Annotated in this window: 15 protein-coding genes; 3 read left to right on the top strand and 12 right to left on the bottom strand. The window is 34.5% G+C overall.

Going from position 1 to position 16,919, the window contains the following annotated elements:
- Positions 1-649 precede the first annotated feature (649 nt).
- A complete protein-coding gene (locus tag CXF79_RS09350; RefSeq protein ID WP_101154739.1) occupies positions 650-2,404 on the top strand; it encodes a hypothetical protein in 1,755 nt (584 codons plus the stop codon).
- Positions 2,405-2,845: 441 nt separating this feature from the next.
- On the opposite strand, the gene CXF79_RS09345 is transcribed toward CXF79_RS09350, so the two are convergent.
- The gene (locus tag CXF79_RS09345; RefSeq protein WP_101154738.1) at positions 2,846-3,613 is read right to left on the bottom strand and encodes a hypothetical protein; all 768 of its coding nucleotides are present in this window, start codon (positions 3,611-3,613) and stop codon (positions 2,846-2,848) included.
- A gap of 403 nt (positions 3,614-4,016) precedes the next feature.
- Here CXF79_RS09345 and CXF79_RS09340 point away from each other — a divergent pair, with 403 nt between their 5' ends.
- A complete protein-coding gene (locus tag CXF79_RS09340) occupies positions 4,017-4,583 on the top strand; it encodes a hypothetical protein (RefSeq protein WP_101154737.1) in 567 nt (188 codons plus the stop codon).
- Between the two features lie 203 nt (positions 4,584-4,786).
- Here CXF79_RS09340 and CXF79_RS09335 read toward each other — a convergent pair whose 3' ends face one another.
- The 9 genes from CXF79_RS09335 to CXF79_RS09295 form a co-directional block, all read right to left on the bottom strand.
- A complete protein-coding gene (locus CXF79_RS09335) occupies positions 4,787-5,452 on the bottom strand; it encodes a hypothetical protein (protein ID WP_101154736.1) in 666 nt (221 codons plus the stop codon).
- A 263-nt stretch (positions 5,453-5,715) separates the two neighbouring features.
- Positions 5,716-6,027: a hypothetical protein gene (locus tag CXF79_RS09330; protein WP_101154735.1), complete on the bottom strand. Its 312-nt coding sequence runs from the start codon at positions 6,025-6,027 to the stop codon at positions 5,716-5,718.
- A 620-nt stretch (positions 6,028-6,647) separates the two neighbouring features.
- Entirely contained in the window at positions 6,648-7,514 is an 867-nt protein-coding gene (locus CXF79_RS09325) for a hypothetical protein (protein WP_101154734.1), read from the bottom strand.
- Between the two features lie 114 nt (positions 7,515-7,628).
- Entirely contained in the window at positions 7,629-8,195 is a 567-nt protein-coding gene (locus CXF79_RS09320; RefSeq protein ID WP_101154733.1) for a hypothetical protein, read from the bottom strand.
- 113 nt (positions 8,196-8,308) lie between these two features.
- Positions 8,309-9,322: a DUF3800 domain-containing protein gene (locus CXF79_RS09315; protein ID WP_101154732.1), complete on the bottom strand. Its 1,014-nt coding sequence runs from the start codon at positions 9,320-9,322 to the stop codon at positions 8,309-8,311.
- A gap of 42 nt (positions 9,323-9,364) precedes the next feature.
- Positions 9,365-10,510: a DUF3800 domain-containing protein gene (locus CXF79_RS09310; RefSeq protein ID WP_101154731.1), complete on the bottom strand. Its 1,146-nt coding sequence runs from the start codon at positions 10,508-10,510 to the stop codon at positions 9,365-9,367.
- 113 nt (positions 10,511-10,623) lie between these two features.
- Positions 10,624-12,306, bottom strand: coding sequence for a hypothetical protein (locus tag CXF79_RS09305; protein ID WP_101154730.1), 1,683 nt, complete (start codon positions 12,304-12,306; stop codon positions 10,624-10,626).
- A 126-nt stretch (positions 12,307-12,432) separates the two neighbouring features.
- A complete protein-coding gene (locus CXF79_RS09300; protein WP_101154729.1) occupies positions 12,433-13,236 on the bottom strand; it encodes a TIR domain-containing protein in 804 nt (267 codons plus the stop codon).
- A gap of 127 nt (positions 13,237-13,363) precedes the next feature.
- Positions 13,364-13,978, bottom strand: coding sequence for a transglutaminase domain-containing protein (locus CXF79_RS09295; RefSeq protein WP_101154728.1), 615 nt, complete (start codon positions 13,976-13,978; stop codon positions 13,364-13,366).
- Positions 13,979-14,352: 374 nt separating this feature from the next.
- Here CXF79_RS09295 and CXF79_RS09290 point away from each other — a divergent pair, with 374 nt between their 5' ends.
- Positions 14,353-14,616, top strand: a complete 264-nt coding sequence (locus CXF79_RS09290; RefSeq protein WP_101154727.1) for a hypothetical protein — start codon at positions 14,353-14,355, stop codon at positions 14,614-14,616.
- A 175-nt stretch (positions 14,617-14,791) separates the two neighbouring features.
- Here the strand turns inward: CXF79_RS09290 and CXF79_RS09285 are convergent, their stop codons facing one another.
- Positions 14,792-15,544 carry a hypothetical protein gene (locus CXF79_RS09285; RefSeq protein ID WP_101154726.1) on the bottom strand — a complete coding sequence of 251 codons (753 nt, stop codon included), beginning with the start codon at positions 15,542-15,544 and terminating at the stop codon, positions 14,792-14,794.
- Between the two features lie 34 nt (positions 15,545-15,578).
- Positions 15,579-16,562 carry a hypothetical protein gene (locus CXF79_RS09280; RefSeq protein WP_101154725.1) on the bottom strand — a complete coding sequence of 328 codons (984 nt, stop codon included), beginning with the start codon at positions 16,560-16,562 and terminating at the stop codon, positions 15,579-15,581.
- Between the last annotated feature and the right edge of the window lie 357 nt (positions 16,563-16,919).

Below are 16,919 nucleotides of genomic sequence, written 5' to 3'. Positions count from 1 at the left end.
CCAACCATACCGCTTTTAATCTTTTCCTGAAACACTTTAGCTTGGTCATTATTAAACTAAATTAACGGGGACAGTCGCTTTATAAATAGAATAGAGAATAGTGGCTAACGACAGCTTTAAGCCTTGAGTTCAAATGGTGAATGCAACGCTAACTTTTACCACCTTTGTGACCTTACCAGCTAGTCATTTTATAATGCGTTTAAAATCTATGATAGGGTCAACTGATACCACAAAGCTGACCCCTCTCATGAACCAGCAGAACCGTTTTTAATGATCACTTTGATACGGTAGCGGACGTTAGCATTCGCTTATCGAGTGACAAGTGATCCGACAAACCTGACATTCGCTTTTGCGCAAAAGCGAGTTATAACAGCCTCAATGTCCAAAGCAATTAATTTAATTCGCAGTACCGTTTCTAATGTATTACCAGCCTGTTATATTGATTGATTTTATGATTTAAACTTAACATTTTCTGTTTATTGCGCCGCTACTTTATTGGTGTTAAATTACAGCATCAAACACATTGGGTATCGAAACTTATTGAATATAATTGATATTTTTATTATCCCATCTTTAATTTTCGCTTTAAAGAAATTCAAACAGCCCAGTTGCATCTAACTGATGCTATTGATGAACTGGTGATATAAACATGATATTAGCAACACTATTGAACAGAATGTTTTTGGGTGATGATTCTTCAGTCCCTAAAAAGGGTTTTGCCAAAATAAAGAAGTCCTCAGAAGAGGATTTTGCCGAAATAAAGGAGTCCTCAGAAGAGGCTGCTTTTACCATAGATTTAGATAATCCTGAGAATCAATTATTGCAATACTTGATGTGGCCGATGAATACGTTTCATCTTATCGCTCGGATTTTTGATACATATGATGTGTACCAAAAAATCGTTTCTATAGAGAATGGAACCGATTATCTAAAACAGCTAAAAACAGGTAACCACCAAAGAAACTGGTCCCAAGGATTACTCGATGCTCAAACGCGTAATGAAATTAAAGTAAGTCCGAGATTTTATCAACTATTGTATAATTTGTTTAGCAGCAGTAGAACAAGAGAGCAGATTGAAAAATTACTAAAAGATCCTGATTATCTGAAGTTACTTTTTGAACTGTATGTTGCAAGTGATGTATGTGCTTACCGAATACAAAATGAGATCTATCGAACTCGTAATGCGCTGATCAGTAGATATGCAGAGACATTGATTGCCGGAAAAGATCTTTCAATTATTTATAGCTTATCTCAATGTGATAAAAGTTATGGTGTAATTCAGTTTAAGAGCCATACGCCGCAAACTGGTATCTCACTTAATAGCTTAAGCCATGATTTAGCATACATTAAGCCAGGGGTTGAAGTAACAGCACTTGTTGGAAGCTCAACTCAGGCAATCGAACCTAATCAATACAATGTTTTGGTTCTTCCTTGGCCGCTAGAGATTAAGGATGAGTTTTTTAAGCAAGACAATAAACCAACCTTACAAATGGATGAAAAATTTGGTTTTTTTTCATATGAGAATCGTCAAATAATTACCCATCAGATGATCGTATACGCGATTGAATCATCAGGAGAACTAAGCTTACCAGATCTTGTTGTTATTCCTGAATGTGCGGTGAACTCAAACGATAAAACTGAACTATTAAGCGGTATCAGAGACTATTTTTCAGAAAGAAACATTGAACCTCCTGTTATTATATTTGGTGTCTTTGGAGACGGTGATAGTGTTGAAAGTTATGGTGAAAATAGTTTGGAGCTTCTTTATCAGAACCAATTTATTAATAATTATGTTGGTGAGAATCAGAGAAAACATCATCGATGGGCTCTCGATGCCACTCAGTTAAATACATATGGGTTAGGTAATGTACTTAGTACGGACAAAGTAAAGTGGTGGGAAAACTGTGCAACTGGCGATAGAAAGCTTATTTCTTATCGGGATGAACATGTTCATATATGCCCGCTTATCTGTGAAGACTTGGCAAGACAAGATCCCATAGCTCCTGTTGTACGCGCACTAGGCCCTGATCTTGTCGTTGCTCTTTTGCTTGACGGCCCTCAAATGAAAGGGCGCTGGTCTCATAGATATTCATCGGCTTTAGTTGACGAACCTGGCTGTAGTGTTTTATCTATCTCGCCATATGGTATGACACAGCGGTCAACGAATGGCAGTGAGCATCCTCCAAGTTCAATTGTAGCTCTTTGGTGTGATACTCGATCTCCGTGCGAACTTAAATTAGAACAAGGTAAAATTGGTATTCTGTTAAAATTGAAGCTTGAAGAACAGGAGCAATGGTCAGCAGATGGTCGAGGTGAAAAGAAAAATAGATTGTTTTACCTAAATCATTATTCAGTAGGTGATACTTCTGAACTACTTAAATTAGTAAATTTTAAGCCTGATTGAATAATTGGAGTCAAATAAAGTTAATTAGCCTTCGCATAATTTTTTTTCATTTAGCCATTTGTATTTTCCATAGATAGTCTAATCCCCAATCCAATCTTGGCACGATAAACCCTATGGAGCTTTGTGCTCCATAGCGTCACAGAAAACTAAAAACACATGACCATCTTATGTCCTCAAAAGGCTCTGAACTGCCTTTAGTAGCTCAAAAGCTAATGTCCGCAGTTGGCTAGCTCTTGACCCAAAGAACAACCCATAGTTAATGGGGTAAGACTACGCAGCAGACTTAAGCCCATAATAATTTCATGATGTTTTTTTGAATGATTTTCTAAGGTTCACTTATGCCACATTGCAGACATAAGCATTTAATCTGTAGCGTTGATTTGGATTAGATTTTATATGGATTACTCCTTTAGCTCTGAGGTATCCATTTGCCTAAACTTATTAGGCCTCAGTTAATTCCAAAACTACACTTGTTTGAATCTTTGGATTCCAGTAAGTACCACCACCGTATTTAAAGTGATCCTTTATTGAAGTAAGTGTATCGGTATGAGACTCAAAAATAGTAAATCTGTATTTTTTCGTTATATTAGCGGACTCTGAATCAGTTACAACGTTAATGTTCATAGTGTACTCCCCAGCTTTCCAACAAAAATGCTTTTCGAAGAACTGATAAACTGGCTGCACAAGATTATCAGGGTGTTCGTAAAAGTCTTCATTTTCGGTGTTTTCTTTCCCTTTAGTTGTTTTTTTGTATACTCTAAAATCGGAAAGTAAATCACCTTCAATTTTTTGATATTCTTTCTCGTTTTCTCTATTAAAAAAATTAAGGAAATTTGTAATATGAGCCCACTCTTGCTTAGGCTCTAAAGCGAATGTTGTAAATAGAACTGTATTTTGGTCATTCTGATTTTGAAGATAGGTTTGAGCAGGGAAATCAACCACAGGCGCACTATCTCTTGAGATTGACACATTTATATCTTTTACTCTAACTCTCCGCCCACCAATATTATTTATAATAAGGTGTAACTGAAGGTTTGGGTTACCTAACTTATGACTAATTGATACTTTGGAATAAAGTTCTAGTTCTAATTTAGCTCTTTTAAGAAGAGTACGTATCGGTGGAATCTGAGATAAAAATATTGCCAAAAAAGCAACAATCACAGCCCAAAAAGACCAATCCAAATAAAAAGGTGTAGCGACTGCCTGCATTGTTCTATCTCCGTATTGGTTTTTAGTCTAACTTATTATGGATACTTTTAAGTAATGTCCGTTCCATGTTTTTATTTATTTTACGTTAATATCCCATAATTTCAATAAATTGGAAACCATTCAAACAAATACTTATCAAAATATAATATTAGTAATACGACAAAATTATGTATTAGAAAATATATGGAAAAACTTCTTAAGTTAACTTCGGCTTAGTCACCAAAGCGGACAGTGAGGTTAATTACCACCATCTCATCAACGTCACTAATAGAAATACATAGGATTTTATACTTTGATAACTCTAGGCTACATTTCTGTAACATTAAAGCGCAAAAAGTATACTTTATGTACGTTATAATTTAATTCCTGATTGGTAAATTTCAGTTTTAATTAAGTGGTCATCATGAAAAAGTTTATTTGTATTTTTTTTACTTTATTTCTTTCTGGTTGTGTAAATACAGCTTACATATCTTCAGTTACAGATCCTGAATACAATATTAATATTTCTGACTCAATATATATATTTATTGACGATGAAGCGAAAATTAAAGATAGGCAATTTGGTGCGCTATTAAAAAAAGAAATGAAAGAAACAGGTTTTAATATAACTGACGATCCACTTGAAGCAAGTTACATATTAGGCTTCCAAATGGGACAAAAAACTTCTACCGTTAATTCAGCCATACTTCTGCCGCAAACTAGCTATACTTCCGGTTATGTCGGTGGAACCTATTACAGCGGTACAACAACCTCAACTACAGCTATTCCGTATTCAACTGATTACACAGCAAAGAAAGTATGGTTGGAGTTATATTCTATTCAGGATCTTAAAAATGAAATACAAAAGACAGTTTGGGAGGGTTATATAGGTTCAGATATTAACGATTTTGAAAAAAGACCAAAAAAGCACTTACGACTACTTCTTAATGTTTTTGGGACTAATTATGCAGCACACACACCAATAAATTGATAATTTAATCAATTCTGCTACTCAAGGGCAAAAAATCCAACTAAGTTGCCATTTAGAAATTAATATCAACGGCAGCAATGTTTGAGCTTCAAGCGGACGTTAGGGTTAGCGAGCAGCTACCATCCGCTAAGCGCACTAAGGGAATATTGCCACTAGGTTAGTTCCCAAAACTTAACTGCTTGGGATAGCTACTTTAAGGCTACTTAAACGCTTAACCTGACTCTCGATTCATCATCAATACTAACTAATATTTCTATATTATTTAACGTCAAAGACTCTTCGTTGTCGATAATCCTAATCCGGTCACGTATAGGAACCCCTTTTTTAGAACTAATCATTCTATACCCTACTGATTCCATTTGTTCGGTTAATTGAGTGAGAGTAAATTTAAGTTCAAGCCCTTTTTTTCGCCAGAATATCATTTTTTGATCAGCATTCTTTTTCAGCTTTAGATAATATTCTGTTCTTGTCACGGGGGATAAAATAAGGTTTTTGATGGTTACTGGTGAGTTTTCATTTTTTAGTATGAAATACTTTTTCTTGATATCAACCTTATCTCGAATAATTTGATAAATATCATCAATGCTAACGAGGACTGGCTGGTTAAAACGGCTTAACGTTGTATGAAGCAATGTAGCTTGATTACGAGCTTTGATGTCTAGCTTATAAATATTATATTCATCAGCAGATAAGCTTAGGAGGTTTTTTAAGGTGATTGCCTTCGTCTTATCAATAATCACAAGCTTGCCTCTTGGACTCTCAGCATAAACTGAAAATAGAGGCTCTAATTCATCGAGTGATAACTTACATTGGAAGCCCGTTCTTAGCCATCTAGATCTAATTTGAGCAGCTCTGGTTCTGATATTCATATGCTTAGTGTCTGCGGCATAACATAAAATCCCTTTTAATGAGGTTAGCTACTTACGCTACCACTTAAAGCTTCTAATGCACTGGCCACATTATCCGTGTTACGACACTATTGCCACATTCGAGACATTAGCATTTAACCTGTAGCGTTGATTCGGATTAGAGTTTGTATCGATAACGCCTTACTAAGCGGCGCGAAATTGTTGGCTAAAATGTACGAGGAACGAGTGCTAGCCAACTGTTTAGCGTCCGTTTGAGTAACTTGTTAGGCTTTAAATTCGAATGGACCGTCATATTTAACAATGTACTGACCATAAGTACCAAAATGTGTTTGCCTACTTAAGTAGTGCGGATAACGTTCATAATGCCAACGGCAGAATTCTATAAATTTATCCGCGTCTTCACCAAGAGCTTCTGCTAGTTCTTGCAAACGATACGTATCCTTCATTAACTCTTGGCACTGTTTTTCGTTAGCACCATTTGCGCCATACAATACACCACAAGACAATTCGTGAAGCGTATAATCAAGGTTGCTCCATATGCTATTGAACTCTGCTTTATTATCCGAACTATCCATATTTCACTTAAAGCCTAACAGCTTATTATGTATACGTCTTAGTAACACACGCACCATAAATAACATTTAATTTATATTAATATCCCATATTTTCAAAGCATTAGAAACTAGTAATGATAAATCACATGTGTATTAAGGCGTGTTACTGAGACGTCTTAGTAACACGCCTTAAGCACAAAGCAAACAAAACATCATAAATTCAGGTGGTTAAGTGACTGTATTGAGTATTTATTATAATAAATGGTGTGTTACTAAGACGTCTTAGTAACACACCATGAAAAATCATACAGACTTCCATAGAAAGGGAATTACATCGTATACACTAGTAGTTAATTCATTAGAAAATGTATAGCAATATTTTTAGCTGTAATGTCAGCAATGCGCACATTTTTGACATGAAGGTGAACTCTGAGGAATTTTAATAATTGAAAGGTTCTTGGAATGATTACTAAGGGCAGTAGCTGCCACATTCGAGACATTAGCACTAACGGACTAAAACTGAATTAGGATTAGTTTTTGTATCGATAACGCCACATTAAGCGGCAAATAAAAGCGGGCTAAAATGTGTCAGGTACGAACAACAGCCAGCTGCTTCTTGTCGGTTTGAACGCCTTATTAGCCTACTTATTTACAATACCTGATAATACAACAGGCTCTTCATTTTCTTTCTCTTCGATGAATATTTCCACTTTCTTATTTCCGAAATCACCAGTAGCGAGAGTTGATACAACACCCTGGTATAAAACAGATTTGGTTTCCAAATCTGTATGTTCGACTTTTGCTTTAACACCAAAGCCGATTCTAAACACATTATATTTTTTATAGTCTTCATCAATTACTTCGCACTGTTTTGGGTGTGTATACTCAATCCAGAAGTCATTATCACCTTTGGATGAATGTTGTAAAAGAGTGCCACCGACTCTTGGGTCATGAGCTATTGAGTGACGCAATGAATAAACATCAAATTCGTTCTTTGATAAGCATTCTTGAAGAATATAATTATATTCACTATTTTCAAGCCTTACTTTTTCACCACTCATATCTTCTGCATCTATAAAAAATGACAATTGGCTCTCTAATAGTTCAAGTGTGCCATTTTTTATGGTTTTAGCTAGTTTTGTCCATTCCAAGCTGTCAATATCACCTGGTGTAACAGTATCTATTTGCAGTTTTGATGCTTTCAGTAGTGCTGGTTTATAAAACCCACTAGAAGACCAAAGAACAAGTTTAGAAGTCGGTAGTGAATCGTGTTTGGCCTTCATTGACTCAACCCAAGGAGTATCACACTTTCTTTTATGATCTCTACACTCTATTGAGATGATTATATTGTGTGATCCGAAGTTAGATTCTATAGCAATATCTACTTCTCTCTTTTCACCAGTAATACTATCAATATACATTTTTGATTCTGTCACTAACCAAGAATCATCCAAGCGTTCGTTTAAAATCTTAACCAGTTTTTGAAATGAATTTGAGCGTTGAGGCATGAACGATTATTCCAAGTAGGCTAACGCCACATTAAGCGGCTAAATATAGTTGGTTACAATATTGAACGGAGTGAAAACAACCAACTGTATTTCAGTGTCCGTTTAAGCAACTTGTTAGGCATTCCCCATATACTGACATGACCCTAATGTTTTGGATAGTAATCCGTAGCCCTTAGACTCATAGATAGAAAAAACTCCACGGATGACATTAACTGGCAGTCCAATTTCTTGACTTAATAAATCACCATTTAGCCAAGTTCCAACCTCACAGCTATCAACAATTGATGTGATTTTTTCCATTTTTTCGGAATCTTCTTCTAAGTTGCACATATACATAACAAATGAAGCATCAGATAACGTAATAGCTATTGGAAATCTAGAACCAGCAGTATTAATTTTTTCAATTAAATTACTTGAATCTAGTGCAGCTAATGCTCGACTGTACTTCCTATAAAATTCGTCAGAGAAATATAAAATATTCGAGTCTTTCTCTTTTAAGTTTTGATAAATTTCTCTAGCAACTACTTGTACATCCTCGTGAAGAGAGCTAATGGGGTCACTTAGCTTTTCTATTCTTTTAGTAATTGCTTGAGAATCAATTTCAGCTTGCAATTGAACTAAAGATGCAGCACCAGGAAAATTAACACCTGCAATTCTCACCAGTTTAAAGAACCAATCCATTTGAAAACTCCTTGAATGCCTAACGCCCAAATAAGGGGCTGATTAAAAGTTGGCTAAAATGTGTAGCGGAGCGAAACCTAGTCAACTGTTAGCAGTCCCGCTTAATTTTTTTGTTAGGCATTTTGTAATATGCCTCTAGAAAAGTCATCAAATATACGCATAGTCTCTGCGACTCTTGCATCTACATTTGATTCTTGTGTGCTGAAACTTATTAATTTAATCGGATATTTATTTTTTCCGTTAGTAAGCATAAGACTTCCGAGTAGTTTTGATGCAACTTTATTATCTGAAAAGCCATTTCTTAGACTCCTGCGTACACCAGAGGCAAGCAAATCTGAGATCTGCACAGCCAAATTAGCTTGAGAATCAGAGAACTCCAAATCATTTCTTATAATATCGCCAATATTGACGCCACTTTCTAGTTTCTTTCCATATGTATCTTCAATGTATTTTGGAACTGTTTTTTGAGAATAAAAAAATGGCTCCATATGACTATAATCAGCTTCTTTTAAAAAAATCATCGGTTCACGAAAGGATTTTGTTTGAAGTAATGGACACAATACTCTTTCGAATGCGTATTCATACCTTGTTTTGTTAGGGTGTTTTTGGTCAATCCTCCACTTAAACTTTCTAAGTGTTATAGGGTCACGTTGAGCATAATATAATACCCCCCGATTTAACAAATCACTTATTAATTCTACTTGGCATTGTAATTGTGTATAGAGTTGCGGCGGTAAATTTTGAATTTCGTCTGCTAAATCTAATACTGCTTTTTTACCTTCAGCATGGATCATGATTGGGGCATTTATTCGTATTTTGTCAGCTTGTATATCTCTGTGCTTTTTGATCACCAAATCAGTGTTTAATCTTGAGTCAGTCGCAACGGAGAACAATACGCCACCGAGGTTAGATAAATCCTTTAGAAAGGAAAAATAATTGCTTTCAGATACGTTTTTAAGCTTTATTTCTTCTTTAGCTGAGGCTCCACTATTTATCTTCAACTTCTTAAGTGCTTCATACGATTTAGACTGTATTCTTTCAGAGAACACATAGGCGCTAACTACGCACCATGAGTTATCAGAGGGGGACTCTACAAATGACCCTGATTCGTCCATTGAAATTATCATACTTAATTCATCCCAATATGCTTAATGCATTGTTATATTTTGTTAATTAAGTAATATCGAAGCCTTACGCTCATCCATAGGTACTACAACTCTATGGAGCAATATATGACATTCCTCGACAGACTTATCAAGTAACTCTTTAAATAATGACATCGTTTGTTTTTGTGTAGGGTTTAGCGAATCCATGAATAAATTAACCTCCTCAATAGATGCATACTCAAGAAAATTGAAATATAGCCTAATAAAACCAGCTGTTACGTCTGAAATTTGGACAAGGTAGTTCTGTGCTTCTTTAGACTCAACAAAAGAAAAATTTACAGCATCTAATTTAGGGTCATGCATTCTGATAATATTTATTTTTTCTTCTATTTCACATTCGTTATCTAGGATGTGCTGTGAATTGGGGAATGTCTTAAGTCTATTCATATAAAAGATTGAGAAATCCTCTATAAGAATGTCTTTGTCGTGATCAAAAACCAACTCAAAGTTAAGCTCTTCACCAAATAACTTAATGCATTTATAAACTAGAGAACCTAGTTTCACTAACATTTCAAAGTCTTGGTCGTTACTATTCTCAATGAACTTTACAGTCACATTTTTCATTATTAGATCATTTAGTCTTTCTAAGAACTTCAGAGAATTCTCTTTTGTTATATTCGGATAGTTGAAATCTGTCATTAGTGACAAAAAGTTTTCTTTATCCAGTTTTATCAGCCTATATAAACAATCTTTATAAAAGAACTGGTTCATCCAGTCTTCTTGAGCATTAGTGCATAAGACAAGATCTTCGATGATATCTAGAAATGACCAATAGACGGTATTTATCATTTTATAGTGAATAAATATTTTACTTGAGTTCAGACACTCAAAAAGAGTTTTAAACCGCTTACTTCCTAGCGCATACTTAAAAGCTTCTATAGGCGTGTATTTGGCTCTAATTTTAACCATCTGCGCGAGTTTAAGCTCTGAACACTCTTTCTGTAGATGCATCTGTTTTTTCAGGAGGTCAAAATCTATTTGCTTACTGGAATTAGCAAACGCTATTCCAGCTAGTACAAAAATAGGAGACGCATCTTGGTTTGGATCATTGTCAATATTGTACTCATCACCTGCAAGAAGTAACTTTCTCATATTGTTCGATTCATCGTAATAGATAGTGTACTTATTGTTTGTAAATTCTAATTCCATTTAATTACACCGTGCAGTTTACGTACGTAAAAATATAGACATTCAGAGGCTTAAATAGTTGGCTTATAATGTTTGAGGTACGAAAACAGCCAACTGTCCGTTTGAACGGCTTGTTAGGCACTTTGTATACTTACGCCAAACTTCTTGACCCTTCTTTTATTTATTTCACTTTCCGATGCTATTCTTTCAAGTGCTTGAGTTGCTCTGTTTGCTATTTCTCTTTGTTGTTCAGTTGGTTTTGAAAACTGTCTGAACTTCAAACAGGTAGTTATAAAATTTGATAAATTTCGACCTTGTTCTGCCTTAAACAAACAGAAGTATTCATCAACAGTAGTATTTACCAATACAGTTTCATCACTTCCATTACAACCACTCTTTCCTGCGATACGATCTAAAACTTGCTTGGCCGTCTCTAGTGGTACTGCTTGATTATGAACATTATTAAATTTTTGTATTACCTCTGAGTCTATGATATCTCCAAAAACATTATTCTCATCCATATCAAAGAGTTCAGTTTCTTCTCTTCTATTCTCAATATAAATATCGATAATTTCAGATGCTTTATGATTTTCACCAAGTTCTTTAAATAACGTAACCGTTCCATGCAGATTTGTCGGGGTAATATGCTTACAATTAGCTTTAAAACTCTCGTATAGCCCATTTATAACTTCATCAGAGTTATCATTAAATGTGTCGTGATATAATCCCCATGCATAAGAAAAAGAGTTTTCAGATTTTGACGCAATTATTTGTTGGTTTTTAATCTCTGATTGCTTTATAACTTCATTTTCAACGAAGAAACCAGTTTTTACTGCTTCAGCCAACATTAAATCTAAATCATCTGTTAGCTGATAGTTATAAGCCTGTAAAGTTGTTTGCCAGCCCTTTTCTTGTTCATCAATTTCATCATCACCAATTCCAAGTAACACATATCCCTTAGATGTTATAAAGTCTAACGGAGGAATATCATCATCAGTATTTGAACAAAAATAACTCCAAGAATAAAGTACAAGGGTATGCATTACTTGATCTAATATTTCAGGTTCAAACTCATTTACCAAAGGTATAGCTAAATCTATTAGTCGTTCGATTTTCTTTAAGATTCTAATATTTCTTATATTGAGATTACTAGTTAATTCTTGGAGTCTACCGTGAAAATCCGCACTCCCCGAATAAGCAATGGAAGCACATTCCTTTGGATCTGGTACAAAGGAAAGTTCAATATCTATAACTTTTTCACGATACTTATCGTAGTCCTCTAATCCCTCTTCACCGTCGTTCAATAAGAGCACTACTTTGCATCTTTTTTGCTCTTTTAGTAAAGAGACCAGACCTAATACATCTTTTATGTCTAAGCTTTTTCCTTTTCGCTCCAAATCATCAATACAAATAAGAGTATTAGTTATTGATAAAAAAGAAATAGCTTCGATAGCAGGATTAAATGACTTTACAATTGGAGCTCCTTTGAAAAAATTAACTGACTGCCTGCCAAAAGATTCCATAAGGCTAGTTGTATTAGCTCTAAATGTTTCAATGCTCGCCTCAGTTCCAATAATTTCACGTTTTACTACATTTTCGAAAATCGTATACTTAAAAGCATCTAAAGAGCTTATTCCAAACAGGGAAACATATGAGTAACGTTCAAGTTTTATTTTATTCTCTTCACAAGCTTCATTCAGAAACTTTTTCCAACTAAAAGTTTTCCCAACTCCCCATTGGCCTTTTATTGCCATCACTTCAGGTTCATCTGAGGATAAAAACTTAAAAATTTGAGATTTAATAATTTCTACTGACAAGAGGTTAACTCCAAAGATGCCTAACGCCTCACTAAGAGGCAAATAATTGTTGGCTAAGATAAGCGACGAAGGAGCAAACAGCCAACTGTTATTTGTCCGTTTGAACGCATTAGGCTTTGATACTTATTAGAAAAATGATTTTAAAGTGTAGCCACATTGAATTAACTCTTTCGCTACCTGATTCTTCCATGCACCAGGATCATCAATAGTTACATACAAGACGCCACTTATATCATTTGGGGTTTCAAGAGCTCCTTTAACTAAAGGGCAAACATTTTCTCGACCAAGCTTCGCAATAAGGTAACCATGCTCAAACACTACATTTTGTCGTGCTCTATTTTTTGGAGGGTTAGGCTCGGTTATAGCTCTACCCAAATCACATGGAGTATATAAAACGAGAGCAAAATCAGCATCATTTGAATAATGTTCAATTTTTTCAATAATTGTCATTCCTGCATTCGCTTGCTCATGCAGAATAATAGTTTCTAAACCAAGTTGCTCTACAAAGCGACTTACCTCTTGTTTTACTTCGTTGTTATGTCCATGAACAATAAAAACTTTCCGTTTGTTACGAGGAACTTCTTTTGCTGGGGGCAAAGGTGTATTTGTAATACTGCTTGGCATTATTACCTGAGTTGGTTGCCCAAACTCCAATTGATCTAATATTGGTGTGAACTCACCAGATAAGTACGTACGTCTTTCGGCGTAACTACTGAATTTTGGCTGAATAAACCCCCAAAATGAATCTAAATTACGATGCTGTCGTAACCACTGAGGAAGCATTGGAGCAAGATTAGGATTACTTAGTAATTCAGAACGTAATGCTTCAAATTCACCTGAGTCCGATGCAAGCCCAGTTGCTCTTGCGGTAAGTAAATTCACAAGGTAGCTAACTTTATCAAAATCCGTTTCTAAAAATTCAGTGCTCAATTTTATTTCCTATAGTGCAATTTAAAAACTTAAAAGCCTAACGCCTTACTAAGCGAAAAATAATGGTTGGCTATATTCACGGAGTGAGGGCTAACTGTTATTTTTCCGTTTAAGTAACTTGTTATAACTATATTTTAGTGCAACTTGCATTTTTGACTTCTGTTAACCCATACTCCTCATCACCGACTTTAGCGTTATCTAGTGTTGGATCAAAAGCTATCACGTATTCACCATCACATTTTAGTTTTGTCTCATAGTTTGCCTTTACACCAAGAAAAACGTGCCCAATACCTTTAAAGTCCGCTGGGCGTACTATGACGTAAGTTTTAAGCCCTAGCTGTCTAAGCATAACAGCAGAGAGTGCAGCTTTATCTTCACAATCTCCTTCTCCGTCAGCAACAGTTCTCGAAGGTAACCGTGTACCTGGGCGATCTATGTCACTTAACTTTGCTTTCTTTTTATCTGGAGCATATTGAATTGTATTGGAAGTAAAATCTAAAATGATTTGTGCTTTTTGTTCAATAGTCGCTTCTTTAGGGATGTCTAATTTATTAATGAAACACTCACCGTAGTTTTGATCAGTTCTAACGGCTTTTATAACTTCATATGTACTCCCACCTTCTTCAGAATATAAAGACAATTGTGTTTTTGCATGTTCAGAGTCGTTCAAACAAGAAACTAATTTATTTTCCCCACAAGCGGATAATGATAAAATTCCAAGCAGTATCGTTAAGTATTTCATGTGATTTCCATATAGTTATAACAGTTCTCAAAAATTATACAGATTTCCATATAAAAGGGCATTACACGGCATTACATCGTTTACGCTAGTATTTTATTCATTAGAAAATATATAGCAAAAGGTAAATGCTAATGTCTTCAACGCGCACAAAATATTCCTTACACCTTAACAATTAAATATCGAGTAATAGTCTGTTAAAAAAGTCGCGTCCTACCTCTTTTGGGACTAATTTATAAAGCTAAAAACGACCTTTAAATAGACTGATTTTGCCATTACATCACTACACATAAGCTCTGCCTTAATAGGTAAGTATCTGTCTTTTTCAGGTTAGTTAATCTAGTCTAATGATTGGACTAATAACAAGGAGGTAATTTATGGGTACAACCAAAAGCGCAATCAAAATTAGAAGAGGTATAGCAGTCCCCCTAATTCTACTAACTATTCCTGTAACTATATTATTGTCTTGGAATGGCGAGAAGCAAGAGCAAAAGTACAGGGAGAAGTTTAGAACTGTATTACAGGAAGTGGCTACTATCTGCACCAAGAAGCAAGAGAAGAGGCACATTCGAGGCAAGGATATCGATTGCACTATCGAACAACTAGTTACCCTTACACCTCAAAAAATAAATATCGAGTAAATTGTCTGCTTTAAAGGTCGCGCTCTGCCACATTCGAGACATTAGCTTTTAAAGACAATCAATACTTCGGATTATATTTTGTATCGATAACGCCTTTCTAAGCGACGTAAAATACTTGACTAAAATTAGTCAGGGACACACGTTTTACGTCTGTTTAAGTAACTTGTTTTGCGCTTTAAATAAAGTCGTCAGATGTATCTGTAAACAAAGGTAATTTAACATCAGAAAATTTCATTAGCCCATTTAACTCCAATAATTCGGCTGATCCACACCATATATCTGAACTATATTTGTTTAGAATAAATCTCATTAATTCAGCATTAATTTTGTTGAACATTTTTGATAAGTCGATTATTTCTTTATAAACTGCATCTATAGGGTTTATGTCATTTGATAAATTTAGCTTCTCGAATACGGCTCTATTCGCTAGTTCTTCTGCGAAATAATATAAGGTGTTAGCGTCATTGTCTTTGGAAACATATAACTCTAACTCATCAGGTAATTTAGCTAGTTGTTGATCTAGTTCCTTCGGTGAATAATGAAATGAAAGATTATTCCTTATTTCTGTTATAAAATTATTTTTTTTACTAAAATATTTTTTTATTTCTTTTAAGGTAATCAATACTTCTTTCTTCGCAAAACTATTAAATTCTTTAGATATAACTTTGTTTGGGAAGTAATATTTAACTAATAATTCATAACTCTCATGTAATTTACCCGCAAGTATTTTCAAATGATAAAAGTTAACCGATATTTGACCCTTCAATATGTCATCATCTTTAGAACTATAGTCATGGCTCCAGACTACCGTGTACAAAGAAAAACGAATTTCATTCTGTACGTGGGCTAGACTTATAAACAACTTCCTTTCAACATCGGATAATTTAAGTAATGTTTTTTTACTTAACTTCTCTTTGTAAATATCCATAGGACTCCAATTCACACTGGTGCATAACGCCTTGTTAGCATTGACTTTTCAGATTTTCTAGCAAAGTAGGCACAGAGTTATAATAATATTCACATTCTTTGCTTACCATTTTTGTTGAGTATTCAGCTTTAGGCTGATCATGTTTCTTAAATTCAAATTTAAAGTTCAACGAGTTATAATACTGGGAATCCATATATATATCAGCAGGTTCATGACTTTTTTCTCGTATATTAACTCTAGCTGTATTTTCAATATCCATTAATTGGGCAAAAGGAATACCTAAGCTATTTAACGAAATATGATTTTTAGATTCTGATATATGTAGTAAAGAATCATCGTAATATGAATTTTGCCCTTGCGTTATCACAGCATAAGTAGCTAAGCCTAAACACTCTTTATAAATGTTGGATATTTGATCTGCTAGATGAATGAATATTTCGGGGTTATAGCTATAGGAAATGTCATTATCGAAAGCACCTACAGACCAATTACTTTTTAAAAGTATACTATCAGCGAAAGATAAAAATGAAATGTGAGGATATTCGGAAGCCAATAAATCAATCTTATCTCTCAATAAAGTTAACATGTCAGTAGTTAACTTATCGTCTTCTAAGTATTGTTTTACTCCAATAGCATCAACTAAAGAAAATATAGAAAAAGATCGAGCGTGTAAACTATTCAACCAATTCCCGTTAACAAAAACAATTGGTTTTTCGTCATATTGCCAACAGCCAACGCAATATACAAAGTGTTCTTTAGGTAAAATAATTGATATTTCGTGAAACCTTTGAGCAATATTAGCAAACCATGAAATTTCTAAGGAATTTTCAAGAACCTTCCTTGCAGCAATATTACTTATATATCCTACGGATGAATATTCATTATTCTTAGGGTCATCCAAAAACTTGCTCATCATCTCATTGTATTCACCTAAAAATTTTTCATCCATCAAATAAATATCTCTATCTAATGGGATATCTTCAAATAAATAATGGTCAAACTTTTCATCTTTAAACAATGCAACAACTCCTTTGAATGCTCATAGCTTATTATGTAGACGTCTTAGTAATCCCCATCTACTTTATTGTTTAATAAAATAACTCAATATTCTTTAATTTCAAAGCCTTATTATATTGTTATTTATGGACAGATAAGGTTATTACTGAGAAGTACAAGTAATACATATGATTTATTCATTAGAAAATATATTGCATAATTTTCTAATCTAATGTAAGTTAAGCGCCTTGAGTTCAACCGATGGACGCAACACATTGGTTAAATGTCTCTGCTGGTTGATGAACTGGTTAATAATTTTAGTGTCAGGTTGTTTTACAGTATTACTCTGCGGAAATTATCGTTGATTATCACGCTATTG

It is taken from the genome of Colwellia sp. Bg11-28 (assembly GCF_002836245.1).
GTDB classification, from domain to species: Bacteria; Pseudomonadota; Gammaproteobacteria; order Enterobacterales; family Alteromonadaceae; genus Colwellia; species Colwellia psychrerythraea_A.
Note: the sequence above shows the minus strand (reverse complement) of the source record. Positions and strands in the feature narration are given on the sequence as shown.